Source organism: Priestia sp. USM5 (genome assembly GCF_058323215.1).
Genome location: NZ_JBSGKN010000001.1, coordinates 2,555,056 through 2,581,215, shown reverse-complemented (window position 1 = coordinate 2,581,215; position 26,160 = coordinate 2,555,056). Strand labels below are relative to the sequence as shown.

The window sequence follows — 26,160 nt, the reverse complement described above, 5'->3', positions numbered from 1 at the left end:
ATAAATATGGATTTCAGCATGTAGAAAGTAAGTGCATAGTAAAAAAGCGGATGTTAATCAACATCCGCTTTTTTACTTAATAAATGCGATATGCCATGGCAGCACAAAAGCATAAACGAGGAAGTATACCGCTATTGAATAGATAAAAAACCAGCCGTTTAAATAAAACAAGGGCAAGAATAAATAAGCATAAACTAACGGTAATCGGAAACCACAAACCGTGTGCAGATAAGTCTAAATGCTGAATTGCTTGCTCCAACATTGTTCACCTCAAAAGGAAGAGTTAGTGTTGAAGTTAGCCTGTGTTATGGAAAGTATTTTATACATTTTCTACGCGTTGCGCGTGTATTCTTCTCGCAAGATTGAATATAACTTTAAGTCTTGATGAGCTCCTTTAATAAACATGGCTTTTCGAATTGTTCCTTCATAAGACATACCGATTTTTTTCATCACTTTCTCAGAAGCGGCATTTTCAACAAAGCACCTGGCCTGAATGCGCACTAAATCCATTTCTTCAAATCCAAACGCAATTACTTTTTCAGCTGCTTCCGTAACAAATCCCTTATTCCAATATGCTTCAGAAATCGCATAGCCAATTTCCGCAATGCGATGAGTAGGGTTCCAAGTGACAAAGTCAATGGTGCCAATACATTTTTTCAGGGCTTTGATTTCCATAGCCCAAGGAGAAATGGATTGGTTGCTGTACTGCTTTAAAACGAAGGAAACAAACTCTTTTGTATCTTGAAGCTTTCGGTGCTTTTCCCAATTTACATATCTGCTTACCTTTTCATTTGAGGCATATTCAAACATGTCACGCACATCTTTTTTGGTAACTTTCCGCAAGCGGAGTCTTTCTGTTTCTAGTGTGGGTAAATTTCCGTATATATCTTTTAATTGAATCATAAAGTTGTCTCCTTTCTCAGCAAGAAGTGGATGAAGTGTTGATAAGAATGTTTCATAGAAGCTGCAGCATCCAAGAAAGATCCTTTTCATTTCATGTACTTGATTCTTTAATTGTAAAATATTTCATTGCTGAGCGTAAGAGGTCAAATAGCTTTTTAAAAAATAAAAACATTATTTTCACTGTTCATAATCAGTTCACATAAGCTTGTTAGACTAAAGTCAGAAATTACGAAGGAGTGAAATGAAACACATGAACAGTGAAGTGAAAGAAGAACGGACTTCAAACAAAAAAAGAATAGACTTATTTTTAGTTCCAATTGTTTTAATTGCAGCGTTTTTGAACTTATTTAAAATTTGGACAGATGAATACGCCAACGCTTATTACACGGCAGCTGTCAAAAGTATGCTTCAAAGTTTTCATAATTTCTTTTACGCATCTTTTGATCCAGGAGGCTATGTAACCATTGATAAGCCGCCGGTTGTGTTTTGGATTCAGACAATTAGCGCCAAAATATTTGGATTTCACGGGTGGAGCGTCATTTTACCGCAAGCATTAGCAGGCATCGGTTCAGTTCTTTTACTATACGTACTCGTGAAACGTACGTTTGGCGTATGGGCTGGGAGGTTTGCTGCTCTTGCGATGGCTCTGACGCCGATTGTGCCCGCGGTAAGCCGAACAAATAATATTGATAGTATGCTTGTGTTTACATTATTAGTAGCAACGTGGATGTTGTTTCGTGCTGTGCGTACAGCTAAATTTGGCTGGGTGTTAGCGGCTTTTGCGATGATTGGTGTTGCATTTAACATGAAAATGCTTCAAGCATACATGGTTTTACCATCATTCTATGTTTTCTATGTAGTGGCAACCAAAATTACGTGGAAAAAGAAAATTGCTTTTTTAACAACAGCAACTGCACTGATGCTCGCTGTTTCTGTCTCATGGGCAGTTGTAGTAGATTCAACTTCGGCTGATAAGCGTCCTTATATGGGAAGCAGTCAAACAAATTCAGTTCTAGAGCTTGCTTTTGGATATAACGGTATCAATCGTTTAACTGGAAATACAAGCGTAACGGGAAGCAGTCATAAACAGCCTGCTCAAGCTCAGCAGCAAACAGCAAGCAGTGAAACAAAACAAACGAGTAATTCAAATGCTGAGTCTTCACAAAGCTCAAATCAAAGCAAGAGCAGCTCTTCTCAAAAGATGCAGGCTCCAGATGGAGGAAATCAAAACGGAATGTTCAACACGGGGAACCCTGGTCCATTCCGACTGTTCCAAAAAGGGTTATCAGATCAAATCAGCTGGTTATTGCCATTTGTAATCTTTTCAATCGTGGGTCTATTTGCTGGAGTGAAATTTAAAGGACCTTACACGGCAAAACAAAAAGAAAGTTTATTTTGGTTAGCTTGGCTGCTGCCGGTAGCTGTTTTCTTTAGTATCGCAGGATTTTTCCATCAGTATTATTTAATTATGCTGGCACCTCCAATCGCAGCATTTGCAGGAGCGGGAGCAGTAGCTTTATGGAGTATGTACAAACAGCATAATGGCTGGAAATCATGGCTGCTGCCGAGTGGTATTTTAACAACAGCAGCGCTTCAAGTATATATCATGTCTCCTTATGTCAGCTCAATCGGCGTAGCGCCAATTGCAGGTGTAGGGGCACTGGGCGTCATTTTAGCTCTTGTTTTAGCTATTCGTAAAGAGCGTAAAAATTCTGTAACGAATTATTTAGGAGTAGCAGCAATGGTTGTCTTGCTTGCAATGCCGGCGTACTGGGCGATGACACCAATTATTTATGGTGGAAATAGCATGCTTCCAGCAGCAGGTCCTGATTCTTCAAGCGGTATGGGAGGACCTCCAAGCACAGCTACAAATAGCAAACAGTCTGGCTTTAACGGCATGCAGCCTCCAGGAAGCTCTGGCAGCAATTCATCTTCAAACAATCAAATGCAGCCGCCAAGCGGTTCATCGAACGGCGGTCAAATGCAAATGCCGGGCGGTTCGTCCAATAATGGTCAAATGCAGCCGCCAAGCGGATCGTCAAACAGCGGTCAAATGCCAGGAGGCTCGTCCAAAAATAATGTTCAAATGCAAATGCCAAGTAGCTCTTCAAGCAAATTATCATCTTCAAAACGAAAAAGTGGAGGGATGAACGCAGAAGTAAATACAAAGCTACTAAACTATTTAACAAAAAATAATACAGGCGAAAAATATTTATTTGCCACAACGGATTCAACTTCAGCTGCGCCTTACATTATCAAAACGGGCAAGCCAGTCATGGCAATGGGAGGATTTAGCGGTTCAGATCCAATTCTAACGGTGAGTAAATTAAAATCTATGATTAAAAAAGGTGAAGTGAAATATTTCTACCTGTCTGGAATGGGTAAGGGAGGCCAATCTGACGTTATCACGTGGATTAAAGAAAATAGTAAGGAGATCCCTTCTTCCAAATGGCAGTCTACTTCATCAAGTTCTCAGCAAGGACCATCTGGAAACGGAACATTATACGAAATAACGCTTAAATAAGGAGGACATGAACATGAGTTCAATTATTAAATATTCTATTGTTGTTCCCGTCTACAACGAAGAAGAAGTGATTCATGAAACCTATCGCCGTCTAACAGAAGTGATGCGTTCAACGAAAGAAGCTTACGAGCTTCTTTTCGTGAACGACGGCAGTAGAGACCGAACGGCAGAAATTATTAAAGAGTACAGTGAGCAAGACCCAGCGGTTGTTTTATTAGATTTTGCCCGTAACTTTGGTCATCAAATTGCTATTACAGCTGGTATGGATTATGCACGAGGAGAGGCGGTCGTTGTGATTGATGCTGATTTGCAAGACCCGCCCGAATTAATTTTAGAGATGATTGAAAAATGGAAGCAAGGATTTGACGTTGTATACGCTAAGCGTACAAAGCGAAAAGGAGAAACATATTTTAAAAAGCAAACAGCGGCTATGTTTTATCGTTTCTTACGTGCGATGACCGATATTGATATTCCGCTCGATACAGGGGATTTTCGTTTACTAGATCGTAAAGTGTGCAATCAAATGAATAGCATTCAAGAAAAAAATCGCTTTGTTCGCGGATTAGTAAGCTGGGTTGGCTTTAAGCAAATAGCAGTAGAATATGAGCGAGACGAGCGTTTGGCCGGGGAGTCAAAATATCCTTTGAAAAAGATGCTGAAGCTTTCAATGGATGGCATTACGTCTTTCTCCTATAAACCGCTGAAGCTAGCTAGCTATGCTGGTGTAACGCTATCAGGTGTTGGTTTTATTTATCTTTTAGTGGTGCTGTATTTGAAGTTATTTACAGACAGCACCATCACAGGGTGGTCGTCATTAATTGTCATTCAGCTATTCTTTAGCGGCATCATTTTAATCATTCTTGGTATGATCGGAGAATATATTGGCCGCATCTACGATGAAACAAAAAATCGTCCACTCTATATCGTCCGTGAAAAGTATCAGCTTGAAACACGCAAGGAAGTATCACTTCGTGACTAACAAATGGATACCCTTGATTAAATTTGCGTTAGTAGGAGTTGTAAATACACTGATTGATTTTGCAGTATACGCACTTTTAACAACAATCGGTGTGAACTACATACTAGCGCAGTGGATTTCATACAGTGCGGGCATTTTAAACAGTTATGTCATGAATCGTAAATGGACGTTTGAGAAAAAAGAAAAAAGCAGTAAGCGTGAAGTGATTTCATTCGTGATCGTGAATTTAATCACTTTATCCCTAACATCTTTTCTGTTGACTGTTCTATATAATAAATGGGGTATACCACTGCTAATCAGTAAACTTTTAATTACAACCGTAAGTGTCGGTATCAATTTTATTGGCACCAAATTATTTGTATTTACTACTAAAAAAGAAAGAGGGATTCATATATGACGATAAAAAAAGCAGTTATTCCAGTAGGCGGTTTAGGAACTCGATTTTTGCCAGCGACAAAAGCGCAGCCCAAAGAAATGCTGCCAATTGTCGATAAGCCTGCTGTACAATACATTGTAGAAGAAGCTGTGAAATCAGGTATTGAAAGTATTATTTTTATTACAGGTCGAAATAAAAAATCAATTGAAGACCATTTTGACAAATCAATTGAATTAGAGCAAATGCTTGAAGAAAAGCACAAGTTCGAAATGTTAAAAGAAGTACAAACGATTTCATCAATGGCCAGTATTCACTATATTCGTCAAAAAGAGCCGTTAGGACTTGGTCATGCTATTCTTTGTGCTGAGCAATTTATTGGAGATGAGCCGTTTGCCGTTCTTCTTGGAGACGATATTATGACTTCTGAAGAACCTGCGCTTAAACAGATGATTCAAGCGTATGAAACGACTAATCAATCAGTTATTGGAGTTCAAAAAGTGGATGTGGAAGAAGTATCAAAATACGGCATTATTCAGCCGAGAAATAAATCTGGCAGCCTTCACGAAGTGAATGACTTGATTGAAAAACCATCAATAGAACAAGCTCCGTCAACTATTGCCGTTATGGGCCGCTATATTTTAAACCCTTCTATTTTTTCTTATCTAAAAACGATTGAAAGAGGGGTAGGAAATGAATTACAATTAACAGATGCACTGCGCGTGGTATGTGAAAAAGAGCGATTGTTTGCTGTTGAACTTGAAGGGCAGCGCTTTGACATTGGAGATAAGGTAGGCTATATGAAAGCAATGGTAGAAGTGGGGTTAAAGCGTAAAGATTTACGTCAAACGTTTTTATCGTATTTGGAAGGAATTGTAGAAAAAGAACGAGCAAACAACTTCAGCTAATAAGAGTTAATCAGTTTGTTCATATTCAGTTCATATTTGAAGTATAAAATCATTGTATGATCTTATGTGGCTCTCTGTTTGGTATAAACAGAGAGCTTACTGTGCGTAAAAGCTGGACAAACTTAGGAATAGGGAGAGACATGTATGATTCAAATATTAGTTGCAGATGATGATCAACACATTCGAGAGCTGATATCATTATATTTAGAAAATCAAGGATTTAAAATTATAAAAGCAGCAGATGGTGAAGAAGCGTGGGCGAAAATGGAAGAGTTTCGAATTGATCTAGCGGTCGTTGATATCATGATGCCATTTAAAGACGGATGGGAACTAACAAAGGAAATTAAGGAGTATTTTGATATACCGGTTTTGATGGTAACAGCTAGAGGCGAATCGCATGATAAACTAAAAGGATTTGATATCGGAACAGACGACTATGTCGTGAAGCCTTTTGATCCTCAGGAAATGGTTGCTCGTGTAAAGGCCCTTTTACGCAGGTACCGAGTAGAAGCTAACAATGTAATTTATATGGGGAATATAAAATTGGACCGTACCAAATTAGAGATGAGTGCAGGAGAAACAAGCGAACAGCTGCCGTTAAAAGAGTTTGAATTACTGTTCACATTAGTTAGTTCTCCAGGAAAGATTTTTACTCGTGATCAGCTTATTCAATTAATTTGGGGATATGATTATGAAGGTGATGAGCGCACGGTAGACGTTCACATAAAACGTCTGCGAGAGAGGCTTAATCATATGAAAAACGTCGGTATGGAAATCAAAACAATTCGCGGACTAGGCTATAGAGCAGAAGGGTGTTAACGTGAAATCAATTTATGTAAAGCTGGTTCTATCGTTCATCATTACAATTTTATTGAGCGTTGTGATTACCGTTGTTGTCACGACATTTCTTAGCAAGCAGAAGCTCGAAATGCGATTAGGTCAGGATATGGTGAAGATGGGAGAAGATTTTATCGATTTGTACGGAGCAGAAGACTCCGATAAAGCTGCAAGGTTTTTATCTAATTCATCATTCATTCATTTTTCGTTTATTATTATTGATGATCAGCATAAAGAGAAAGTATTAGGACAGCCGGGACCGCCTATTCCAATTACACCGAAAGAAGTAGATCAAGTATTAGGTGGGAAGCGTTATTCTAATTTAAACGAGGAAAAAGGTGATCGTCCACAGCCAAACGTAGTGGGTCTCCCTTTTAAAGAAAATGGACGGTCGTATGCTCTATTTATTCAGTCTCATCCACAGCGGCAATTTTCAGTTATTCAAGATGTTCAAAATATCCAGCTTATTACGATTTTATTAGTAGGTATTGTATTGTTTGCATATGTTTCAACGATTATTATTAAACCGATTAAGCGTCTCAGTACAGCGATGAAAGTTGTCGGACAAGGCGAATACAATGTGCAAGTCGAGCACGCAGCGAATGATGAAATTGGTCTGTTAACTAAAAACTTTAATCAAATGACTAAAGAATTAAACAAAATAGAAACGATGAGGCAAGAGTTTATTGCTAGCGTTTCCCATGAAATTCAATCACCGCTGACCTCTATTCGCGGTTTTTCAGCGGCACTTAAAGATGATATCGTCAGTGAAGATAAAAAGATACAATATTTAACGATTATCGAAAAAGAAAGTACAAGACTATCTCAGCTTAGTTCCAATTTGCTAAAGCTTGCTTCTCTTGACTCTGAACATCAAACGCTAATGCTGCAGCAATACCGGTTAGATGAACAAATCAGGCATGTGGTCATGGCTTTAGAACCTCAGTGGATAAAAAAGAATATAGAAATTGACCTTGATTTATCCAATGTTCAAATAGAAGCAGATAAAGATTTGTTAGAGCAAGTTTGGCTAAATTTAGTAACAAATGCTGTTAAATATACGCCTGAAAATGGATTTGTGAAAATATCCATTCATCAAAAAAACGAAGAAATAGACGTGAAAATAAAGGATAATGGAATTGGTATTATCGAAGAAGATCAAAAATATATTTTTGAAAGCTTTTATAAAGTAGATAAATCCAGAACGTTAAAAGGAAGCGGCCTCGGTCTAGCTATTACCAAAAAAATTGTGCGACTGCATGAGGGCGCAATACGTGTTGAAAGCAAAAAAGAACAAGGAAGCATCTTTACGGTAACTTTGCCTATCCAAAAAAATAGGAATAAAAAAGACTCGTCTGTGTAAGTTCATGCAGATGAGTCTTTTTTATTAGGTCAAAGATATAAAAAAAATTAATAATATCTATTTATTTTTTTAATCCCTACTTGACATATAGGTAAAGTGTAAATAATATAGATAGTATAAATCTTTTGAAAAAATTGGGATGCTAAAGAAGCTGATCGGTCAACCGAAGGCTCATACTTGTTCGCTACTGGTGTGGGCCTTTTCTGTACATTGGTTGTGGTCATTAAAATCTCAATCTTCAACTGAACATATGGGGAGGATTACGATGTATTTATCTTCTGCACATTATACAAGTACTTATAGATGTTGTTCGCTTTGTTTATTCAACTGCAACTAAAATATAAATTTATCTATGAATAGGAGAATGATAAAATGGCTTCAATTACACAAGAAAAATTAGATTATATTGTTAAATTACTAACTGAAATCAACTATGGATCTGTACTAATTACTCTTCACGACGGACAAATTACTCAAGTGGACAGCACGGAAAAAAACCGCTTTTTAGCTAAAAGCAAAGTAGCAAGCCACAAATAAGCTTATTTCAATACGTATTTAGAGAAACTGAAGGGCCTGTCTAGATAGCGAACGCTTGACGGCGGAGCAAGCAAGTACTGTATTAAATATAGAAAACGTGCGCATTCGAAGAAGAATTGACTTTCTTTTCGGTCGAAGATTTAGAATTTTTCGAATTAAAATTGAGTTAGAGGTTGTATGAGTATGACGATGAAAAGTGTAAAGCTACTAAAGCAGCAGCTTTATACGTTTTAAAATTATGAAGATCTGACAGTTTCATTCCTGTGCTGATCGGATTACCGAAGGCTTCTGACCTGTGTTAGGAGTCTTTTTTTTATTCTTAAATTAATATAATAGGAGGAGAAAAGATGGAAAATTTATTACGAGCAGCGGTGCGCCAAAGAAAACAATACCTCATTGAAGAGTTACTGAAAAAAGGGATTTATAAAAAAGAAAATCATCATCTTTTTGAACTCACACTCTCTGACTTAGAAAAAGAGTATCAGGCACGCAGTAAGTAAGGGAAATACGTAAAAAGAACTAAAATAAGTGTAAAAAAGATCCAAAACCTAGTTGACTAATGGGTAAAGTGTGTTTATTATAAAAACAAGAATAAATTGTCTTTTCAGAAAGTATCTTCTTTTTATTCTTACGAATAAATTTAATAAGAATAATTTAAGAGCACATACGCTGATCAGACTAACTGAAGGCTGCTTCTCTTTTTAAAGAGATAGCGGCCTTTTTGTATTTTTTTATAAAAAGGGGAGTAAAACATGAAGAAAAAAGCAGTTCAGTTTTTAATGGTGCTGACAGCACTGCTCGTGGTGCTAGCAGGTTGCGGCAATGGAAAATCTACTGAAACAGCAGGGAAAGATAGTTCTGCGAGTAAAAACGATTCAAAAAAACCAGTAGAACTTTTAAACGTTTCATATGATCCTACACGTGAGCTTTATCAGGAGTTCAATAAGAGCTTTGCGTCTTATTGGAAAGATAAAACAGGGCAAGACGTCACTATTCAGCAATCACACGGTGGCTCTGGTAAGCAAGGCCGAGCAGTTATTGACGGTTTAGAAGCGGATGTAGTAACGCTGGCGCTTGCTTACGATATTGATGAAATCGCTCAAACTCGTCAATTATTAAACAAAGACTGGGAAAAAGAATTGGCTCATAATTCTACACCATACACATCAACGATTGTTTTTTTAGTTCGTAAAGGAAATCCAAAAGGAATTAAAGATTGGGATGATTTAACGAAAAAAGGTACATCTGTTATTACGCCAAATCCAAAAACTTCTGGAGGCGCGCGCTGGAATTATTTAGCTGCATGGGCATATGCGAAGGATAAATATAACGGCGATAACAAAAAGATTGAAGACTTCATGAGTAAGCTTTATGGAAATGTCGAAGTGTTAGACTCAGGCGCACGCGGAGCTACCACTACCTTTGTAGAGCGAGGCATTGGAGACGTGTTAATTGCATGGGAAAACGAAGCTTACTTATCGTTAAATGAGCTAGGAAAAGATAAATTTGAAATTGTAACACCGTCATTAAGTATTTTAGCAGAGCCACCTGTTGCTGTAGTAGATAAAGTAGCTGAAAAGAAAGGCACGACAAAGGTAGCAAAAGCATACTTAAAATACCTATATACAGAAAAAGGTCAGGAAATCGCAGCGGAAAACTACTATCGTCCTCGAAATAAAAAAGTATTAGAGAAACACAAAGATCAATTCCCTTCGCTTAACCTAGTCACTATTAAAGATTTTGGCGGCTGGAAAAAAGCTCAAGAAACGCATTTTAATGATGGGGGAACATTCGATCAGATTTATCAGCCAAAGTAATATGATTCATTAAAAAAGTAGAACGAGGAAGATACGAATGGTGATTCGTATCTTCCGTGTACATGTATCTTGAAAGCAGAGAGAGGTGTAAGACGTGAGCGTGTTACAACGACAGAAAAAAAAGAAAAGCATCTTACCTGGATTTGGGCTTTCTTTAGGTTTTACGATGTTTTATGCAAGTATCCTTGTGCTTTTTCCGTTAGCTATGATTTTTTTAAATACGGCATCTATGGGATGGAGCGACTTTATTAAAACTGTTACAGAACCTAGAGTAGTAGCGTCGTATAAATTAAGTTTTGGAGCAGCATTTGCAGCCGGCATCATTAATGTTATTTTTGGAACCATTATTGCGTGGGTATTAGTGAGGTATCATTTTCCTGGAAAGAGGTTTATTGACGGACTTGTGGATTTGCCGTTTGCCTTGCCAACGGCTGTTGCCGGCATTGCCTTGACCACTCTTTACGTTCCGAAAGGATGGATTGGTCAATTATTTACGTTTAAAATCGCATTTACGCCTATCGGAATTATTATCGCTCTTACGTTTATCGGTCTGCCGTTTGTCGTCCGAATGGTGCAGCCGGTATTGCAAAACTTTAATGCAGAGATCGAAGAAGCATCTGCTAGTTTAGGAGCCAGCCGAATGCAAACGTTCAGAAAAGTTATTTTTCCGGAGCTGGTGCCGGCTGTTTTAACAGGTTTTTCTCTTTCATTCGCAAGAGCGCTTGGAGAATATGGGTCCGTTGTTTTTATTGCTGGAAATATGCCGATGAAAACTGAAATTACGCCGCTTATTATTATGACAAAACTCGAGCAGTACGATTATGCGGGAGCTACTGCTATTGCATCAGTCATGCTCGTTGTATCATTTTTTCTGTTATTACTTATTAATATTATTCAATGGTGGACAAATCGTAAATTTATACATAGTTAAGGAGGGATGACATTGGCAGGACATGTTCCAATGCAGCACGCAAAAACGACTGTTGAAATCACTCATTCTAGTTTAAAAGAGCCCAAAGTCGTCCGATGGCTGCTTACATTTATTGCACTGGCTTTTTTAGCTCTATTCTTAGTGCTTCCGCTTATCACGATTTTTATAACAGCCTTTCAAAAAGGGTGGGAAACATATCTCGCTGCGATTACAAATCCAGATGCCCTGGCTGCTATTAAACTAACGTTAATCGTTGTGCTGATTACCGTTCCGTTAAATGCCGTTTTTGGCGTGGTAGCTGCATGGTTAATTACGAAGTTTGATTTTAAAGGAAAGAATATTTTAATTACGCTTATTGATTTACCATTTGCCGTTTCGCCTGTTATTGCTGGATTGATTTTTATTTTATTATTTGGTGCACAAGGGTTGTTCGGAGAATGGCTGTTTAATCACGACATCAAAATTGTCTTTGCTATTCCCGGTATTATATTAGCTACCCTTTTTGTAACGCTTCCGTTTGTTGCCAAAGAATTGATTCCACTCATGCAAGCTCAAGGGTCAGCCGAAGAAGAGGCATCGTTAACGTTAGGAGCCAGCGGTTTCAAAACTTTTTTTCTAGTGACATTACCTAATATTAAATGGGGCTTATTATATGGAATCATTTTATGTAATGCGAGGGCGATTGGAGAGTTTGGAGCTGTTTCCGTTGTGTCGGGGCACATTCGAGGAATGACAAATACGATGCCTCTTCATATTGAAATTCTCTACAATGAATATCAATTTGCAGCAGCGTTTGCGGTAGCATCTTTAATGTCAGTTTTAGCTATATTTACATTAATTGTAAAAAATATTATTGAGTGGAAAGCCAAACATATTTAAAAAGGAAGGAGCTTATGAGATGAGTATCCATATTAAGCACGTATCAAAGAACTTTGGTGATTTTAAAGCGCTGGATTCTATTAACATTGATATTCAAACGGGTGAATTAGTAGCTTTACTCGGTCCGTCCGGTTCTGGAAAAACATCTTTGCTTCGCATCATTGCCGGTCTTGAACATCTTGACCAAGGAGCTATTTTATTTGATGGAAAGGAAATTACGCACGTAAATCCAAAAGAGCGGAATGTAGGGTTTGTTTTTCAACACTATGCTTTGTTCAGGCATATGACTGTGTTTGATAACATTGCGTATGGTTTAAAAGTACGACCTAAAAAAACAAGACCTTCTAAAATGGACATTAACAAGAAAGTAACCGAGCTGCTGCAGCTTGTGAAACTAGAGCCGCTTGCAAATCGCTATCCTTCTCAATTATCGGGAGGACAGCGCCAGCGAGTAGCGCTTGCTCGAGCGTTAGCAGTGGAACCGAAAGTACTGCTATTAGATGAACCTTTTGGCGCTTTGGATGCGAAAGTTCGTAAAGATTTACGCAGATGGCTGCGTAAATTGCATAATGACTTTCATATTACGAGTATATTCGTTACGCATGATCAAGAAGAAGCTTTAGATGTAGCTGATCGTATTGTTGTAATGAACAACGGGAAAATTGAGCAGATTGGAAGTCCTGAGGAAGTATATGATCATCCTAACAGTCCATTTGTGTACGATTTTTTAGGAAACGTCAATTTATTTAAGGGTCGCATTCATAAAGGCAGGCTAAAACAAGGAAGCTTTGAAATGGATGTTCCAGAATTTAGCGGAAGAAATGAAGAAGCAGCTGTTGGATATGTGCGACCTCATGATATTCACCTTGAAAAAGTAAAAACAAGCGCAGATGCCGTTTCTGCAACCGTTAGCCATATTCATGTGATAGGACCTATCGTGCAAATTGAATTAAAAAGAGAAGATGCAGAAGAATTTTTAGAAGCTGAATTAAGCAAAGAGCATTATAAAACACTCAGCCTTCAAGTAGGAGAGCAGGTGTATGTAAAGCCTAAGCAGCTAAAAGTATTTATTCCAGAAGATTATTCTATTTGATAAAAAGCGTGAAGGGTATACCTTTGCGCTTTTTATCTATTAATAAATTAGTACCAGATATTAAAAGTAGGTGTTATAATTAAGTATCAACTGATTTGAGGTGGAGAAATGATGCAATCAAAAGCTAGAATCACAGGAATGGGGATATATACACCAAAGCAAAAATTAACGAACGACCATTTAAAAGAAATGGTTGATACAAGTGACGAATGGATTGTACAGCGCACGGGAATGAAAGAACGGCGAATTGCTGGTGAAGGCGAATACACGTCTACGCTTGCCATTCGAGCAGTTGAAAATTTGCTCAACCGATATGCTGTAGAAATAGAAGATGTAGATGCAATTATTGTTTCGACAACAACACCGGATCACTTTTTTCCTAGCGTAGCATGTCAGGTTCAAGATTACTTTCATATTGATCAAGCTGCTGCATTTGATTTAAGTGCCGCATGCGCCGGTTTTACATATGGACTTCACATGGCGAACGGCTTAGTGACGTCCGGATTGCATAAAAAGATTTTAGTTATTGGTGCTGAAGTCATGTCGAAAATTACAGATTATACGGACCGGGCCACCTGCGTGCTGTTCGGTGACGGAGCGGGAGCTATGCTTGTAGAATACGATGAGCATAATCCAAGTTTCTTAGGATGTCACTACGGAACGGACGGAAGCGGAGGGGTGAATTTATATCGTTCTAATTTATCTGATACTCTTTCAGGAAAAGAAATTAACGCGAGCGGAAATTTAGTTCAAAATGGGCGTGAAGTATACCGCTTTGCTGTCCGAACGATTCCAAAAGGAGTAGAAGCATTGTTAAAGGGTACTTTCATTTCTCTTTCTGATGTAAATTGGTTTATTCCGCACAGTGCAAACCTTCGGATGATTGAAGCTATTTGTGCTAAAACAGGTGTTTCAATGGATAAAACGTTAACGAGTGTACAATACTGCGGAAATACATCTTCAGCTTCTATTCCACTTGCCTTGAACGAAGGAATAATGACAGGAAAAGTACGGGATAATGACCTTCTTATTCTCTATGGGTTTGGAGGAGGATTAACGCATTGCGGTTTGTTAATTAAATGGACGTGTAAAGAAAAAAGCTAAAAGGCATCGCCTTTTAGTTTTTTAGGCTTTCATTGAAGCGCTTTTTTATTATCGTTACAAGAAAGTTTTTTCTTTTTATAACAGCAGGTTTACTGTATTTCCAGCGCAAACATATATAATAGAAAAAACCCGCTTTTTTACAGCGGGTTTTTAGCTGGCTTTTGGAATAGTAAAACCTACTCCAAAGACGTCTCGCACATCGTGGACAACCACAAAAGCCTGTTCATCGACTTTATGAATAATGCGCTTTAACTCTAATAGTTCTTGTTTGTTCACAACTACGTACAATACGTCTTTTGCTTCTTTTGTATAGCTTCCATGAGCAGAAAAGACAGTGACGCCTCGCTGCATCTTTTTGTTAACTTGTTCGGCTACTTCAGCTGAACGGTGTGAAATAATGGTGATTGCTTTGCGGGGGTTGAGTCCTTCAATAATATAATCCAGCACCTTTGTTCCGATATAAAGAGAAATAACCGTGTACATCGTCTTTTCTCCACCGATGACAAAATAGGCGCTTGCTACAACTAATAAATCAATTGCTAGCATCGTTTTGCTAATATTCCAGTCTAGATATTGATTAGCTAAGCGGGCGATAACTGCCGAGCCTCCGGAAGTTCCGCCACCTCTAAACACAAGCCCGAGTCCTACACCGGCTAAAATACCAGCAAAAATAGCCCCCAGTAGCGTATCGTCAAGAGGATTTCCCAGTCCTTCAGTTATATGTAGGAATAGAGATGTGAAAATAATACATATAATTGTGTAAGCAATCACACGTTTGTGAAGCAATTTGTATCCGATCAGTACCAGCAAACCGTTTAATATAAAGTTTGTGATACCAGGAGACCAGCCTAGTACATAATAGGTAATCATTGTTACACCGGTTACGCCGCCTTCTGCTAATTCATTTGGAATAGCAAAATAATTAATGGCCAGTGCGAAAATGAGGCTTCCTAGAATAATGAGGATAATTTCTTTTATTTTATTGATCATGAACGTTACCTCCAATCATCAAAAACTCCGAAAACACAGTCATGACAATGTATTATACCAACTCTAGAGGCTGAATTAAAGATGGGATATTATTATTTTTTAAAAAATCAATTTCTGCTATCAACATAAAATCTTTTGACAGTTTTTATGGAGTATGAAAAAATAAATTGTTTGCTTTTATTTTGATTAAAAAGTTTTGCAATGAGAATGTTCGTTCGGTAAAATAGAAGCAAGAGTCAAGGGGGAGAATGAACGTGTATCAAGATGAATTAAAACAGTATGCGAAGTTAGTAATGCCTGAGCATTTAGAGAAAATGAAGAAAATGTACAGTCCCGAGGCGCATAAGCAGTCTTTAGGGTTGAAAAAAGAAAAGATTGAGCATATTGAAAAGGTCATTATGAACAGTTACTCGGAGCATCATCCAGTAACCCTTCACGTCTATGAAGCAGGACATATTCAAAGATATGAACGAGTGACAATCGATAAAGTTTCTCTGCAGTCGAATACGCTGATGGTGACAGGGCCTTGTTATACATATTCGATTCGAGCGGATGCAGTAATTGAAGCAGATGTATGGAAAGATGAAAGCTACTCTAGCTAAGAGTAGCTTTTTTGTTGAATTTGTATCTTTTTTTTAACGCTTGCATACAATACATAAAAGCATATTCTGCGAGTAGTCACTTTTAGCTACTAGGAAATTTTGATTAAAGAAGGGATATTGTATGCAAAATGAAAAAACTCAAGTAAGAGAAATTGAATTAACGCAGTTCATTAAGAAAAGACTCGTTCGTTTTATCTCAAGTTTGGCTATTTCTTCTGCCCTTGCTTCTATATTATATATGCTTCTGTTTTTATTTAAATGATGGGTCACTTTGAGTTGTCCAAAAAGGTGGACAACTTTTTTGATGTATAGGCTCTCATTAAAACAGGACAAGCTAAACATAATTCAGTCAAGAGAAATTAAATCGGTCAAGAAATAGTCAAAAACAGTCATAGCTAATTAGTTGCAAGAAAACCTTTACATATAATGAGAAAAGTAGACAAATTCTTGAATTACCAGCTTATTTCCTTTTGTATAAACTATTATCAAAACAAATGCAAATCTAATTGTTCGTTCAAAAAACTTTATTTTGTAATTAAAAAAATGAATGTTTTTGATTTTTTATGATTGATTTTGAATGTAAACCGTGATAAAGTAAGTACATGAAATAAATGAAAACGCTTTTTTGAAAAAGGAGCTAGAACATGTTAACGCCGGAGAGACATCAACTAATCTTAAAACTTTTAAAAGAGAAAGAACTTGTAAAAGTGCAAGAGTTTATCGAAGTTACAGGCGCTTCGGAATCCACAATTAGAAGAGACTTAAGTCAACTAGAAGAAGAGCAAATGCTCAAACGTGTTCACGGTGGCGCTTCGCTTATTCGCAGTAAACGAATCGAACTGAGCGTTATCGAAAAATCTGCTAAAAATATTCAAGATAAACGAAACATTGCAGAGTATGCGGCTTCCATTATAAATGAAGGTGACTGTATTTTTTTAGATGCAGGAACTACAACGTATGAAATGATTCCTTTTTTGAAGCAAAAAGATGTAGTTGTCGTGACAAATGGTTTAATGCATTTAAACCCGATGCTAGAACAAGGTATCACCCTCTATTTAATTGGAGGATCTGTTAAACATAAAACGGGCGCTTTAATTGGCAATGGAGCTCTTTTAAGTCTTGAGCAGTATCGTTTTGATAAGTGCTTTATGGGAGCGAATGGGATTCATCATCAATATGGATATACAACTCCTGATCCAGAAGAAGCATTGATCAAGCAAACGGCAATGAAGCTTTCTAGAGAATCTTATATTTTATCAGATTCTACTAAGTTTTTTGAAACAAGTTTTGCGAAAATAGCCGATTTACATGAAGCAAAAATTATAACAAATGACGTACCTAGTGATGTACTTATACAGTATGCAAACAAAACAGACATAAAGGTTGTGAAATCATGATTTATACATGTACGTTGAACCCATCCGTTGATTACGTAGTACATGTTTCAGCATTCGAAGAAGGCGGACTTAACCGCACAACGAATGAAGCCAAGTTTCCAGGAGGGAAAGGCATTAACGTCTCTCGCGTTTTAAAGCGATTAGATGTTGATAATAAAGCTCTCGGTTTTGTAGCCGGCTTTACAGGAACCTATATCGAAGACTACTTAAAAGCGGAGAATATTGAAACAGCTTTTACAAGAGTTGATGGAGATACCCGCATTAACGTAAAGTTAAAAACGGAAAAAGAAACAGAAATTAACGGTCAAGGGCCTGCTATTACAGACGAAGCGCTTCAGTCTTTATTGAGTCAAGTAAAGCAAATGACTGAAGGCGATATCTTCGTATTAGCAGGAAGTATACCGAAAACGCTTCCAAGTTCTGTGTATGAAACGTTAACGGAACTAGCAGCAGCGAACGGAGTAAAAGTAGTAGTAGATGCAAGTGGAAAAACCTTGCTAGACGTCGTGTCTCACAAGCCGTTTTTTATCAAACCAAATCATCATGAACTTGCAGAATTGTTTGATGTAGAAGTAAACAGTGCAGAAGATGCGCTAGTATACGGTAAAAAGCTTGTGGAACAAGGAGCGCAAAACGTCGTTGTATCCATGGCAGGCGATGGAGCACTTCTTATTAACGAAAGCGGTGTCTACAGTGCCACAGTCCCTAAAGGAACAGTGAAAAATTCTGTTGGAGCTGGCGATTCACTTGTAGCTGGATTTATTGCTTCTTATGTAAAGCAAGGGGATTTATTAGAAGCCTTTCAAACAGGAGTTGCTTCAGGAAGTGCCACAGCATTCTCACTTGAATTATGTACAGCAGAAGATGTAAAGACGCTTCGTGAACAAGTGTCAATCACAAAGGTAGAGTAGGGGGAACCGAGAATGAGAATTACAGAACTATTAAAAAAAGATACAATCATTCTTGATTTAAAAAGCACGTCAAAAGCTGATGTTATTGATGAGTTAGTTGGAAAATTAGACGAAGCTGGTCGCTTAAGCGACCGAGCTGGCTATAAAGAAGCAATTTTAAATCGTGAATCTCAAAGTACAACGGGAATTGGGGAAGGCATTGCCATTCCGCATGCAAAAACAAGCTCGGTAAAAACACCGGCCATTGCATTTGGACGCTCAACAGAAGGTATTGATTATGAATCATTAGACGGACAGCCTGCACATTTATTCTTCATGATTGCAGCGAGTGAAGGCGCGAATAATGCTCACTTAGAAACATTATCTCGTTTGTCTACGTTATTAATGGACGAATCGTTCCGAAAAACGTTGCTAACAGCATCATCAATTGATGAAGTCATTAAAGCAATTGATGATAAAGAAACTGAAAATGAAGCGCCGGAAGAAGAAGTGGATACAGCTTCAGATCAATTAGTGCTTGCTGTAACGGCTTGTCCAACGGGAATTGCCCACACGTATATGGCAGCGGATAGCCTAAAAGCAAAAGCGAAAGACATGAACGTGACGCTCAAAGTTGAAACAAATGGTTCCAGCGGTGTTAAAAACGCGTTGACGAAGGAAGAAATTGAAAACGCTACCGCTATTATTGTTGCGGCGGACAAGCAAGTAGAAATGGAACGTTTTGCAGGTAAAAAAGTTATTCAAGTTCCAGTAGCTGAAGGAATTCGTAAGCCCGAAGAATTAATTAACCGCGCGTTAAAAGGAGACGCTCCTGTATACAGCGGCGGCGGTGGCAGCAAAGAAGGCGGAGAAAGTAAAGGATCAGAGCGTACAGGGTTTTACAAACACCTAATGAGCGGTGTATCAGCAATGCTTCCGTTTGTTGTAGGGGGCGGGATCTTAATCGCCATTTCATTTATGTTTGGTATTCACTCAGCAGAACCGAAAGATCCAACGTACAATGCGTTTGCAGCGGCGCTAAAAACAATTGGCGGAGATAATGCATTCTTTTTACTAGTACCGGTACTAGCAGGGTTCATTGCAATGAGTATTGCTGATCGTCCTGGTTTAGCTCCTGGTATGGTTGCAGGTCTTTTAGCAGCTTCTGGCGGAGGCGGTTTCTTAGGTGGTTTAATCGCTGGTTTCTTAGCGGGTTATGTAGTAGTGGGATTAAAGAAATTGTTCAGCGTCCTGCCGCAAGCTCTTGATGGAATTAAGCCAGTTCTTCTTTATCCGCTATTTGGGATTTTTATCTCAGGATTGATTATGCTTTATGTTGTAAATGAGCCAGTTAGTGCAATTAACAAAGGGTTAACGCACTGGTTAAGTGGATTTGGCACGGGTAACTTAGTATTATTAGGTATTATCTTAGGCGGTATGATGGCTATTGATATGGGTGGTCCTATTAATAAGGCAGCCTTTACATTTGGTATCGCAATGATTGATGCTGGAAACTATGCTCCACACGCAGCGATTATGGCAGGCGGTATGGTTCCGCCACTAGGTATGGCTATTGCGACAACTTTGTTCAAAAACAAATTTACTCGCCAAGAGCGTGAAACAGGTAAAACGTGTTATGTAATGGGTCTTTCATTTATCACAGAAGGTGCGATTCCATTCGCAGCAGCTGACCCAGGCCGTGTTATTCCCGCATCGGTTATCGGTGCTGCAGTAGCAGGTGCTTTAACAATGATGTTCCACATCGGTTTACCAGCACCACACGGCGGTGTATTCGTTATCGGAATTGTACAAGGAAATCCTCTTTTATATGCACTAGCAATTTTAATTGGTGCCATTGTGACAGCGGTCCTTGTAGGTGTATTAAAAAAACCAAAAGCAGAATAACAAATAAAGACTGATTTTACATGATGTAAAATCAGTCTTTTTGTGTTTTTCTGGTAGACATTTGTTCTTTATGAGAGTACAATTACGGTAGTATTCCTTTAATTTTTAGAAAAGTTAGATAGATAAGCTTTTCTACTTGATAAAATATGGTACAATAATCGAATATTAAAAACAAAGTAAGGAAGTGTCTCAAACATGAAGGTTGCGAAGTTTGGCGGGAGTTCAGTTGCAAGCGCAGAGAAATTTAAACAGGTTGCGCATATTGTAACGTCTGATAAAGAGAGAAAGCTGGTAGTTGTATCAGCTCCGGGCAAGCGATACGGAGAAGATACAAAAATGACAGATTTGTTAATCGCACTTTCTGCCAAAATACAGCTTGGAGAAGATTACGTCGATGAGTTTGGGCAAGTAATCGATCGCTATCGTGAAATCGTCGTTGACTTGTCTATGCCAGAAACGATTATTACTGATATTATTGCGAATTTACAATCACTTATTGATTTACATAAAAACGATCCGTTTCGCTTATTAGATTGTCTCAAAGCAAGTGGAGAAGATAATAACGCAAAGGTAATGGCTGCTTATTTAAACCATTTAGGGTTTGAAGCTCATTATGTAAATCCAAAAGAAGCAGGTATTTTTGTTTCTGATGAACCAGGAAGAGCAAGAGTGCTTCCACTGTCTTATGAAAAACTGCCGCAGCTAAGAGAGCGTTCGGGCATTTTGGTGATTCCAGGATTTTTTGGCTACTCTGAAGAAGGGAACATGGTTACGTTCTCGCGCGGTGGGTCAGATATTACAGGTTCAATTGTAGCAGCAGGAGTAAAAGCTGACTTGTATGAAAACTTTACTGACGTAGATGCTATTTACAGCGTAGATCCAAGACTTGTGGAAAAGCCTCATGAAATGAAAGAAGTCACATACAGAGAAATGCGTGAACTATCCTATGCAGGTTTTTCTGTCTTCCATGATGAAGCGCTAGAGCCGGTTTATAAACTAGGCATTCCTGTATGTGTTAAGAATACAAATAATCCTGAAGCAAAAGGTACATTCATTGTAGCTGAGCGTCCTCACGGCGATACGCCAGTAGTTGGAATCGCTGGTGACAAAGGTTTTTGCAATATTCATGTGAGCAAATACTTATTAAACCGTGAAATTGGTTTTGGCAGAAGATTGCTTGAAATTTTAGAAGATGAAGGTATTTCATACGAACATACTCCTTCAGGAATTGATAATATTTCTGTCATCATGCGCGAGCATCAGCTTACGCCAGATGTGGAAAAACGCGTATTTGCTCGAATTGAAAAAGAACTTGAAGTAGATGAAATCTTTATTGAGCGTGATCTTGCTATGGTTATGGTAGTAGGAGAGGGAATGAATAGCACAGTAGGAATTGCTGCGAAAGCTACAGAAGCTTTTGCTCGTGCTGAAGTGAATCTTGAAATGATTAACCAAGGTTCTTCTGAGGTAAGCATGATGTTTGGTGTGAAAGCAGACGCTTTAGACCGTGCTGTTCAAGCTCTTTATAATACGTATTTTAACAGCATGTACAGTATTTCTTATTCTAATGTAAAATAAACAAGACGAAAAACCCCGCTTTCTTTTTAGAGAGCGGGGTTTTCTAGTGAAGGCGTATATAAATTGAATTTGTGGACATAAAGGGAAAGAAGAGTGAAGTCGAAGGAGGAAATACAGTGAAGAAAAGACCCTTTTTCATATTCTTTTCCCTTATAGGTATGAGCGTACTTTCAGCATGCCACAATGATGATGCGGCACCCGCAAGAGAAGCTCAAAATAAACAAGGCGTGACAAATGGCGGAACGCCGATGAGCTACGATAATCAAAGTGAAAACACATCTTTTAACTTTTCAAAATTTGATTTAGAAGTAGACTACAAGGGACTTAATAATGATTATGAAGCTGACTATGAAAATGAAAATGATGAGATAGAAGCCAAAGTGGATGATAATATTAACGATGAGCACTTGAACGGAGACAAAGCGTTTAATAAATTATCTTCAACATTTAAAAAGTTAAATTTTGATCAGCGCACCCCCGATGAAGATGTAAAAAAGGAAGTAATCGATGCGTTTGGCCTAAAAAAAGATTTTCAGTCGTTTGAATTAGAAGTTCGTTTTTCAAACGGAACGGAAAAAGAATACAACTTTAAACAAAAGTAAGACGTTAAAACAAAGTATTTTAGTTGAAGGAAAATCCGAACGATGAATTGAGGTTCTTCATTAAGAATCCAACTCGTTCGGATTTTTTCTTTGGTAAGGTGAACGTATGTCTCAATCTTATTTTTGATGTCTAAAAAAAGGAAAATAGTGAAAGGATGGTGATAAATAAGCAAAAGGAGGAATCACGGGTGCAAAAGTTGATAATGAACGGATGCGTAGTCTTTGTTCTGTTATTGTTAGGAGCATGCAGCATGGTAAAAGAGCAAAATAACGCTCATGAAAACCACCTGAAAACCGAGGAAGCGAAAGAAACGAGCGAGGTATCGGTAGGACCTGTTAAAGTAGATTTAACGAATACGTCAGGCAAAAAAGTAGGAGAGGCTACGCTGACAGAAGCAAAGAACGGTGTGCAAATTAAATTAACTGCTCAAGGTCTTTCACCCGGGAGACATGGATTTCATATTCATGAAATAGGAAAATGTGAGGTGCCGGATTTCAAAACAGCAGGGGCCCATTTTAATCCTTTTAAACGTGAACACGGCTTTAAAAATACAAAAGGCCCGCATGCGGGTGACTTGCCCAACTTAGAAGTTGCGCCAAATGGAAAAGTAGATACCGAAATTTTTGCTTCTCTTGTGACGTTGCAAGAAGGAAAGCCGAATTCTCTTATAGATATGGAGGGGTCGGCATTAGTGATACATGATAAAGTAGACGATTACACAACAGATCCTTCAGGAAACTCAGGAGATCGAATTGTTTGTGGAGTGATTACGAAATAAGCCAAAAAGCTGTGAGATCATTCACAGCTTTTTTATTGCCGTAACGAGCCGCTTCTAAATTGCGGTGAGCTTCTTTTTTTTGCACAATAGAAGAAAGAGTTAAAGAAGGTGAAAACATGCATAAGCAAGTTGTTGTAATAGGTGGAGGAATAGGTGGGTTAACAGCGGGAGCGCTTTTAGCTAAACATGGCTATGAAGTGACGGTTTTAGAAGCTTCTCGAGAGTGGGGAGGCTGTGCCGGGAAATTCCAGCGCCATCTCTATACATTTCCTGTCGGAGCGACGCTTGGAATGGGATTTGAGCGCGGAGGGATACATGAGCGAATCAGCACATACCTGGGCCTAGAAATTGAAAAGATTTCTCTTGAGAAAATCATGAAAGTTCATCTTCCACATCGTACACTAATTTATTATCAAGACCGGTATCAGCATATTTCGTATCTTCAAAAACAATTTCCTCATAAAGCGAAGAATATTAGGAGCTTCTATGAAAGTATTTTTAGAGTTGCAAAAGAAATTCGCAAGCTCATGCGGCCGCTGCCGGTTCTTCCTCCTCTCACAATCGGTGAGTGGAGTAGGCTGGTAAGTTCGTTAAATCTTGGGTCTGTGAAGTTATTACCTTATTTTCATCAATCGTTTAGTCATTTACTAAAAAAACACAGGTTGCTAGACGAAACGGACTTTATTCATTTTATTGATGGTCAATTAATAGACAGCATGCAGACAACGAGTGAGAACTGTTCAATGCTTATCGGATGTCTAGCGTTGGATATTTATCACGAAGGAGCTTTCTATGTGAACGGTGGCTTATACAAAGTCGCAGAAGCCCTGCAAAAATCTATTAAAGCCAACGGAGGAAAAACGACTCTAGGAAGGAAAGTAGTAAAGATAGAGCGTGATAACGACGAGTGGATCGTGCATGATCATAGAGGTAACCGCTACCGCGCTTCAGACGTTGTATGCAACGCGCCAATTCAAAGCTTAAAGTCTTTACTGCATGATGAAGATTACCAACATATCCATAAGAGGGCCAAAGAAAAAAGCGAGCTTCCGCAGTGGGGAACGTTTTCGATGTATGTTGCGATTGATGAAAGAGATCTTCCGCAGAAGGTAGAGTTGTTTCAGCAAGTGCTTCAATCCGAACAAGGCGAGATGACGGAAGGAAATCATTTATTTATCTCCGTGTCCCATCCTGACGATCGTTTTCGTGCGCCGGAAGGCAAGCGTACAATTACAGCATCTACTCACATTGAGCTTAGCAAGTGGAGTAACAAGGAAACCTATGATGTTCAAAAACAAGTTCTTGAGAAAAAAATGATAGCAGGAATTAAAACTATCATTCCTAACATTGAAGAAGCAGAGCATCAAATTTCAGGAGCTCCTAAAGCATGGGAAAGGTTCACTTCTCGCCCAAACGGCGGAGTGGGAGGCTTTCCGCAAACGTTAGATCATGCCTTGTTCAACAGCATTTCGCATCGATCTGGCTTACAAGGGCTGTGGTTATGCGGAGATACAGTGTTTCCGGGAGCGGGAACTATAGGCGTATCGGTAAGCGGCTATCATGTTTTTCAAAGTATAACGTCTCATCAGCATAGGTTACCTTAACGTTTCGTCCGGACAAACTACTAGTGCTTATACCATCAAAAAACACCGGCCCTATTACCATAGGGCCGGTGTTTTCAGGAGAGAAACAGCTTCCACCACTTCCGTTTTCGCTTCATATCAGCAGCGGCGGTTTGTCTGAAGGTTTGGACAAAATCACTAAACATTTCTTCGCGTTCAGCTACGCTTTGACGATGAAGCTTACGCTCTTTCTCCATTTCTTTCAAATAATAGACTCGTTCTTCATTCATCGAATCAATTAAATCACGAAGCTCTTCTGTCGTATTAGTTGAAGAATTATTTAATTTTTCAACCATAAATTTTACTTGATTCATTGCAACGGTAGAATTGCTTGAGAATCGGTCTAATAAATACTGCATTTCTTTAGAGGATTCATCCGCATTCTCCATGACATCTTTCATGAACAGGCGCATATCCTCTGTTTTTTCTTCCGCAATTGTTGAATAATCTTCAATCAAAGAAGTGACTTCATCAAACGATTTTTCGTTAGAACGGATAATTTTTTTAGACATATTTTCTACATCTCTTGCGCTGCGTTCTGAAGACTCAGAGATATATGCCCCGACCGACTCCACCATTTCTACAGTTTGAGTAGCACTTTTTTCAAGCTCTTTTTTTACTTCTCCGACAATTTCTTCCCGAACTTCATTTCGCATTCCTTCTCGCATTTCTTTTAACAAATCAGCTTTAAACGTATCAAGTACTTCAAACACATCTTCATAGCGGCGAACAGCTTCTACTAGTTCCCCTTGAAGCAGCTCTTTTTCATTCACGACAAGGTCGTTTGGTTTTGGTTCTTCAATAGAAGCAGAAATAGCCTGCTTTTCTTCTTCAGTAGCTAATCGTGCTTCAGGTATAGGAGGGGTCTTCTCTTGCTTATTCTCTGAAATGCTTTCCTGCTTTTCAGCAGCTTTTTTCTTTTCTTGCTTCATTTGTTTATTGGAGTGTTCTTGAAAATCAATGACGTTTTCTTTTTTAGCAGTTTTCAACTTTGCTGGTTCTTCTTCTTTTGAAACCGCTGCCTCTGATTCCATCACTAAATGCTCCTGCTCTTCTTGTTCCTTTATCAGCAGCTGAACATATTCTTTGACTTCATCTAACGTACATTGTTCATCAAACAGCTGTTTAATATCATTAAATAATTCAATTTGTTCCTCTGTATAGACACGGGCCCCATCTACTCGTTCAATTGTTAAATAGCTGCCCAATAATTTTTCCCATTGTTTTAACGTTTTCTTTTCTACCTCTAATTGATCACTTACTTTTTTAATTGTATACGTCTCCATCATTTTTCATTTCCTCCCTTATCTATTTTCATCCAACTATGTAATGGATTATTTGTTGTATGTTGTATTCACCATATCTTCACTTGTTTTCCTGCTAGGTGACAAAGGTTGTCAAAACTAGACGACATTAGCCTTCTATGTAAAGAAAACGCATATTTTGTAAAAAAATGTACAGAAATGCGCAAATGGCAAAAATGGAAAACATAAAAGAAAAGGAGAGTATAGAAAACAGTTGACGGGAAAAAATGAATCCTATAAGAT

25 protein-coding genes are annotated in these 26,160 nt (G+C 38.4%); 22 read left to right on the top strand and 3 right to left on the bottom strand.

The genetic code is table 11. From position 1 onward, the window contains the following. Positions 1–330: 330 nt before the first annotated feature. Positions 331–903 carry a GNAT family N-acetyltransferase gene (locus tag ACWATA_RS13940; RefSeq protein WP_473049923.1) on the bottom strand — a complete coding sequence of 191 codons (573 nt, stop codon included), beginning with the start codon at positions 901–903 and terminating at the stop codon, positions 331–333. Positions 904–1,144: 241 nt separating this feature from the next. Here ACWATA_RS13940 and ACWATA_RS13935 point away from each other — a divergent pair, with 241 nt between their 5' ends. The 13 genes from ACWATA_RS13935 to ACWATA_RS13875 all read left to right on the top strand — a co-directional run bounded on the left by ACWATA_RS13935 (position 1,145) and on the right by ACWATA_RS13875 (position 14,248). Continuing rightward, on the top strand, positions 1,145–3,427 hold the full coding sequence (locus ACWATA_RS13935; RefSeq protein ID WP_473049922.1) for an ArnT family glycosyltransferase: 2,283 nt from the start codon (positions 1,145–1,147) through the stop codon (positions 3,425–3,427). Between the two features lie 13 nt (positions 3,428–3,440). After that, entirely contained in the window at positions 3,441–4,406 is a 966-nt protein-coding gene (locus tag ACWATA_RS13930; RefSeq protein ID WP_033578836.1) for a glycosyltransferase family 2 protein, read from the top strand. Continuing rightward, positions 4,399–4,803, top strand: a complete 405-nt coding sequence (locus ACWATA_RS13925; protein WP_033578837.1) for a GtrA family protein — start codon at positions 4,399–4,401, stop codon at positions 4,801–4,803. Before ACWATA_RS13930 ends, ACWATA_RS13925 begins: the two co-directional genes overlap by 8 nt. Next, the gene (galU, locus tag ACWATA_RS13920; protein ID WP_071275016.1) at positions 4,800–5,687 is read left to right on the top strand and encodes a UTP--glucose-1-phosphate uridylyltransferase GalU; all 888 of its coding nucleotides are present in this window, start codon (positions 4,800–4,802) and stop codon (positions 5,685–5,687) included. Before ACWATA_RS13925 ends, galU begins: the two co-directional genes overlap by 4 nt. A 144-nt stretch (positions 5,688–5,831) precedes the next feature. Beyond that, complete coding sequence (locus ACWATA_RS13915) at positions 5,832–6,506, top strand: response regulator transcription factor (protein WP_013056822.1); 675 nt, start codon at positions 5,832–5,834, stop codon at positions 6,504–6,506. 1 nt (position 6,507) lies between these two features. Beyond that, positions 6,508–7,887 carry a sensor histidine kinase gene (locus ACWATA_RS13910; protein ID WP_028413545.1) on the top strand — a complete coding sequence of 460 codons (1,380 nt, stop codon included), beginning with the start codon at positions 6,508–6,510 and terminating at the stop codon, positions 7,885–7,887. A 372-nt stretch (positions 7,888–8,259) separates the two neighbouring features. Continuing rightward, the gene (locus ACWATA_RS13905; RefSeq protein ID WP_013056824.1) at positions 8,260–8,424 is read left to right on the top strand and encodes a YezD family protein; all 165 of its coding nucleotides are present in this window, start codon (positions 8,260–8,262) and stop codon (positions 8,422–8,424) included. Positions 8,425–8,771: 347 nt separating this feature from the next. Next, positions 8,772–8,924 carry a Fur-regulated basic protein FbpA gene (locus ACWATA_RS13900; protein ID WP_013056825.1) on the top strand — a complete coding sequence of 51 codons (153 nt, stop codon included), beginning with the start codon at positions 8,772–8,774 and terminating at the stop codon, positions 8,922–8,924. A gap of 252 nt (positions 8,925–9,176) precedes the next feature. Beyond that, positions 9,177–10,241 (top strand): sulfate ABC transporter substrate-binding protein, encoded by a 1,065-nt coding sequence (locus ACWATA_RS13895; protein WP_028413544.1) that lies wholly within the window; start codon positions 9,177–9,179, stop codon positions 10,239–10,241. Between the two features lie 94 nt (positions 10,242–10,335). Next, a complete protein-coding gene (gene cysT, locus ACWATA_RS13890; protein ID WP_033578840.1) occupies positions 10,336–11,172 on the top strand; it encodes a sulfate ABC transporter permease subunit CysT in 837 nt (278 codons plus the stop codon). A 12-nt stretch (positions 11,173–11,184) separates the two neighbouring features. Then, a complete protein-coding gene (cysW, locus tag ACWATA_RS13885; protein WP_033578841.1) occupies positions 11,185–12,051 on the top strand; it encodes a sulfate ABC transporter permease subunit CysW in 867 nt (288 codons plus the stop codon). A 19-nt stretch (positions 12,052–12,070) separates the two neighbouring features. Continuing rightward, positions 12,071–13,144: a sulfate/molybdate ABC transporter ATP-binding protein gene (locus ACWATA_RS13880; protein ID WP_033578842.1), complete on the top strand. Its 1,074-nt coding sequence runs from the start codon at positions 12,071–12,073 to the stop codon at positions 13,142–13,144. Between the two features lie 108 nt (positions 13,145–13,252). Then, positions 13,253–14,248 carry a ketoacyl-ACP synthase III gene (locus tag ACWATA_RS13875; protein ID WP_154991402.1) on the top strand — a complete coding sequence of 332 codons (996 nt, stop codon included), beginning with the start codon at positions 13,253–13,255 and terminating at the stop codon, positions 14,246–14,248. A 150-nt stretch (positions 14,249–14,398) separates the two neighbouring features. Here the strand turns inward: ACWATA_RS13875 and ACWATA_RS13870 are convergent, their stop codons facing one another. After that, entirely contained in the window at positions 14,399–15,238 is an 840-nt protein-coding gene (locus ACWATA_RS13870; protein WP_028413534.1) for a YitT family protein, read from the bottom strand. 248 nt (positions 15,239–15,486) lie between these two features. Between ACWATA_RS13870 and ACWATA_RS13865 the strand changes: the two genes are divergently transcribed. The 9 genes from ACWATA_RS13865 (at position 15,487) to ACWATA_RS13825 (ending at position 24,595) form a co-directional block, all read left to right on the top strand. After that, positions 15,487–15,840, top strand: coding sequence for a YolD-like family protein (locus tag ACWATA_RS13865; RefSeq protein ID WP_028413533.1), 354 nt, complete (start codon positions 15,487–15,489; stop codon positions 15,838–15,840). 121 nt (positions 15,841–15,961) lie between these two features. Next, a complete protein-coding gene (locus tag ACWATA_RS13860) occupies positions 15,962–16,102 on the top strand; it encodes a hypothetical protein (protein ID WP_013056833.1) in 141 nt (46 codons plus the stop codon). A 382-nt stretch (positions 16,103–16,484) separates the two neighbouring features. Further along, positions 16,485–17,237: a DeoR/GlpR family DNA-binding transcription regulator gene (locus ACWATA_RS13855; protein ID WP_028413532.1), complete on the top strand. Its 753-nt coding sequence runs from the start codon at positions 16,485–16,487 to the stop codon at positions 17,235–17,237. After that, positions 17,234–18,148, top strand: a complete 915-nt coding sequence (pfkB, locus tag ACWATA_RS13850; protein WP_108674644.1) for a 1-phosphofructokinase — start codon at positions 17,234–17,236, stop codon at positions 18,146–18,148. Before ACWATA_RS13855 ends, pfkB begins: the two co-directional genes overlap by 4 nt. Positions 18,149–18,160: 12 nt before the next feature. After that, positions 18,161–20,032, top strand: a complete 1,872-nt coding sequence (locus tag ACWATA_RS13845) for a PTS fructose transporter subunit IIABC (RefSeq protein ID WP_028413530.1) — start codon at positions 18,161–18,163, stop codon at positions 20,030–20,032. A gap of 195 nt (positions 20,033–20,227) precedes the next feature. Further along, a complete protein-coding gene (locus tag ACWATA_RS13840) occupies positions 20,228–21,610 on the top strand; it encodes an aspartate kinase (protein WP_028413529.1) in 1,383 nt (460 codons plus the stop codon). A gap of 116 nt (positions 21,611–21,726) precedes the next feature. Beyond that, positions 21,727–22,212, top strand: a complete 486-nt coding sequence (locus ACWATA_RS13835) for a YusW family protein (protein ID WP_028413528.1) — start codon at positions 21,727–21,729, stop codon at positions 22,210–22,212. 188 nt (positions 22,213–22,400) lie between these two features. Then, positions 22,401–22,991, top strand: coding sequence for a superoxide dismutase family protein (locus ACWATA_RS13830; protein WP_154991401.1), 591 nt, complete (start codon positions 22,401–22,403; stop codon positions 22,989–22,991). Between the two features lie 116 nt (positions 22,992–23,107). Continuing rightward, positions 23,108–24,595 carry a phytoene desaturase family protein gene (locus ACWATA_RS13825; RefSeq protein WP_154991400.1) on the top strand — a complete coding sequence of 496 codons (1,488 nt, stop codon included), beginning with the start codon at positions 23,108–23,110 and terminating at the stop codon, positions 24,593–24,595. A 74-nt stretch (positions 24,596–24,669) separates the two neighbouring features. Here ACWATA_RS13825 and ACWATA_RS13820 read toward each other — a convergent pair whose 3' ends face one another. After that, positions 24,670–25,902 (bottom strand): helix-turn-helix domain-containing protein, encoded by a 1,233-nt coding sequence (locus ACWATA_RS13820; RefSeq protein WP_028413525.1) that lies wholly within the window; start codon positions 25,900–25,902, stop codon positions 24,670–24,672. Between the last annotated feature and the right edge of the window lie 258 nt (positions 25,903–26,160).

What these genes read in the sequence shown, in the direction of transcription:
- ACWATA_RS13940 (WP_473049923.1), bottom strand. Translation starts at nt 903, where the DNA reads ATGATTCAATTAAAAGATATATACGGAAATTTACCCACACTAGAAACA.
- ACWATA_RS13935 (WP_473049922.1), top strand. Translation starts at nt 1,145, where the DNA reads ATGAAACACATGAACAGTGAAGTGAAAGAAGAACGGACTTCAAACAAA.
- ACWATA_RS13930 (WP_033578836.1), top strand. Translation starts at nt 3,441, where the DNA reads ATGAGTTCAATTATTAAATATTCTATTGTTGTTCCCGTCTACAACGAA.
- galU (WP_071275016.1), top strand. Translation starts at nt 4,800, where the DNA reads ATGACGATAAAAAAAGCAGTTATTCCAGTAGGCGGTTTAGGAACTCGA.
- ACWATA_RS13915 (WP_013056822.1), top strand. Translation starts at nt 5,832, where the DNA reads ATGATTCAAATATTAGTTGCAGATGATGATCAACACATTCGAGAGCTG.
- ACWATA_RS13905 (WP_013056824.1), top strand. Translation starts at nt 8,260, where the DNA reads ATGGCTTCAATTACACAAGAAAAATTAGATTATATTGTTAAATTACTA.
- ACWATA_RS13900 (WP_013056825.1), top strand. Translation starts at nt 8,772, where the DNA reads ATGGAAAATTTATTACGAGCAGCGGTGCGCCAAAGAAAACAATACCTC.
- ACWATA_RS13895 (WP_028413544.1), top strand. Translation starts at nt 9,177, where the DNA reads ATGAAGAAAAAAGCAGTTCAGTTTTTAATGGTGCTGACAGCACTGCTC.
- ACWATA_RS13880 (WP_033578842.1), top strand. Translation starts at nt 12,071, where the DNA reads ATGAGTATCCATATTAAGCACGTATCAAAGAACTTTGGTGATTTTAAA.
- ACWATA_RS13875 (WP_154991402.1), top strand. Translation starts at nt 13,253, where the DNA reads ATGATGCAATCAAAAGCTAGAATCACAGGAATGGGGATATATACACCA.
- ACWATA_RS13870 (WP_028413534.1), bottom strand. Translation starts at nt 15,238, where the DNA reads ATGATCAATAAAATAAAAGAAATTATCCTCATTATTCTAGGAAGCCTC.
- ACWATA_RS13865 (WP_028413533.1), top strand. Translation starts at nt 15,487, where the DNA reads ATGAACGTGTATCAAGATGAATTAAAACAGTATGCGAAGTTAGTAATG.
- ACWATA_RS13860 (WP_013056833.1), top strand. Translation starts at nt 15,962, where the DNA reads ATGCAAAATGAAAAAACTCAAGTAAGAGAAATTGAATTAACGCAGTTC.
- ACWATA_RS13855 (WP_028413532.1), top strand. Translation starts at nt 16,485, where the DNA reads ATGTTAACGCCGGAGAGACATCAACTAATCTTAAAACTTTTAAAAGAG.
- pfkB (WP_108674644.1), top strand. Translation starts at nt 17,234, where the DNA reads ATGATTTATACATGTACGTTGAACCCATCCGTTGATTACGTAGTACAT.
- ACWATA_RS13845 (WP_028413530.1), top strand. Translation starts at nt 18,161, where the DNA reads ATGAGAATTACAGAACTATTAAAAAAAGATACAATCATTCTTGATTTA.
- ACWATA_RS13840 (WP_028413529.1), top strand. Translation starts at nt 20,228, where the DNA reads ATGAAGGTTGCGAAGTTTGGCGGGAGTTCAGTTGCAAGCGCAGAGAAA.
- ACWATA_RS13825 (WP_154991400.1), top strand. Translation starts at nt 23,108, where the DNA reads ATGCATAAGCAAGTTGTTGTAATAGGTGGAGGAATAGGTGGGTTAACA.
- ACWATA_RS13820 (WP_028413525.1), bottom strand. Translation starts at nt 25,902, where the DNA reads ATGATGGAGACGTATACAATTAAAAAAGTAAGTGATCAATTAGAGGTA.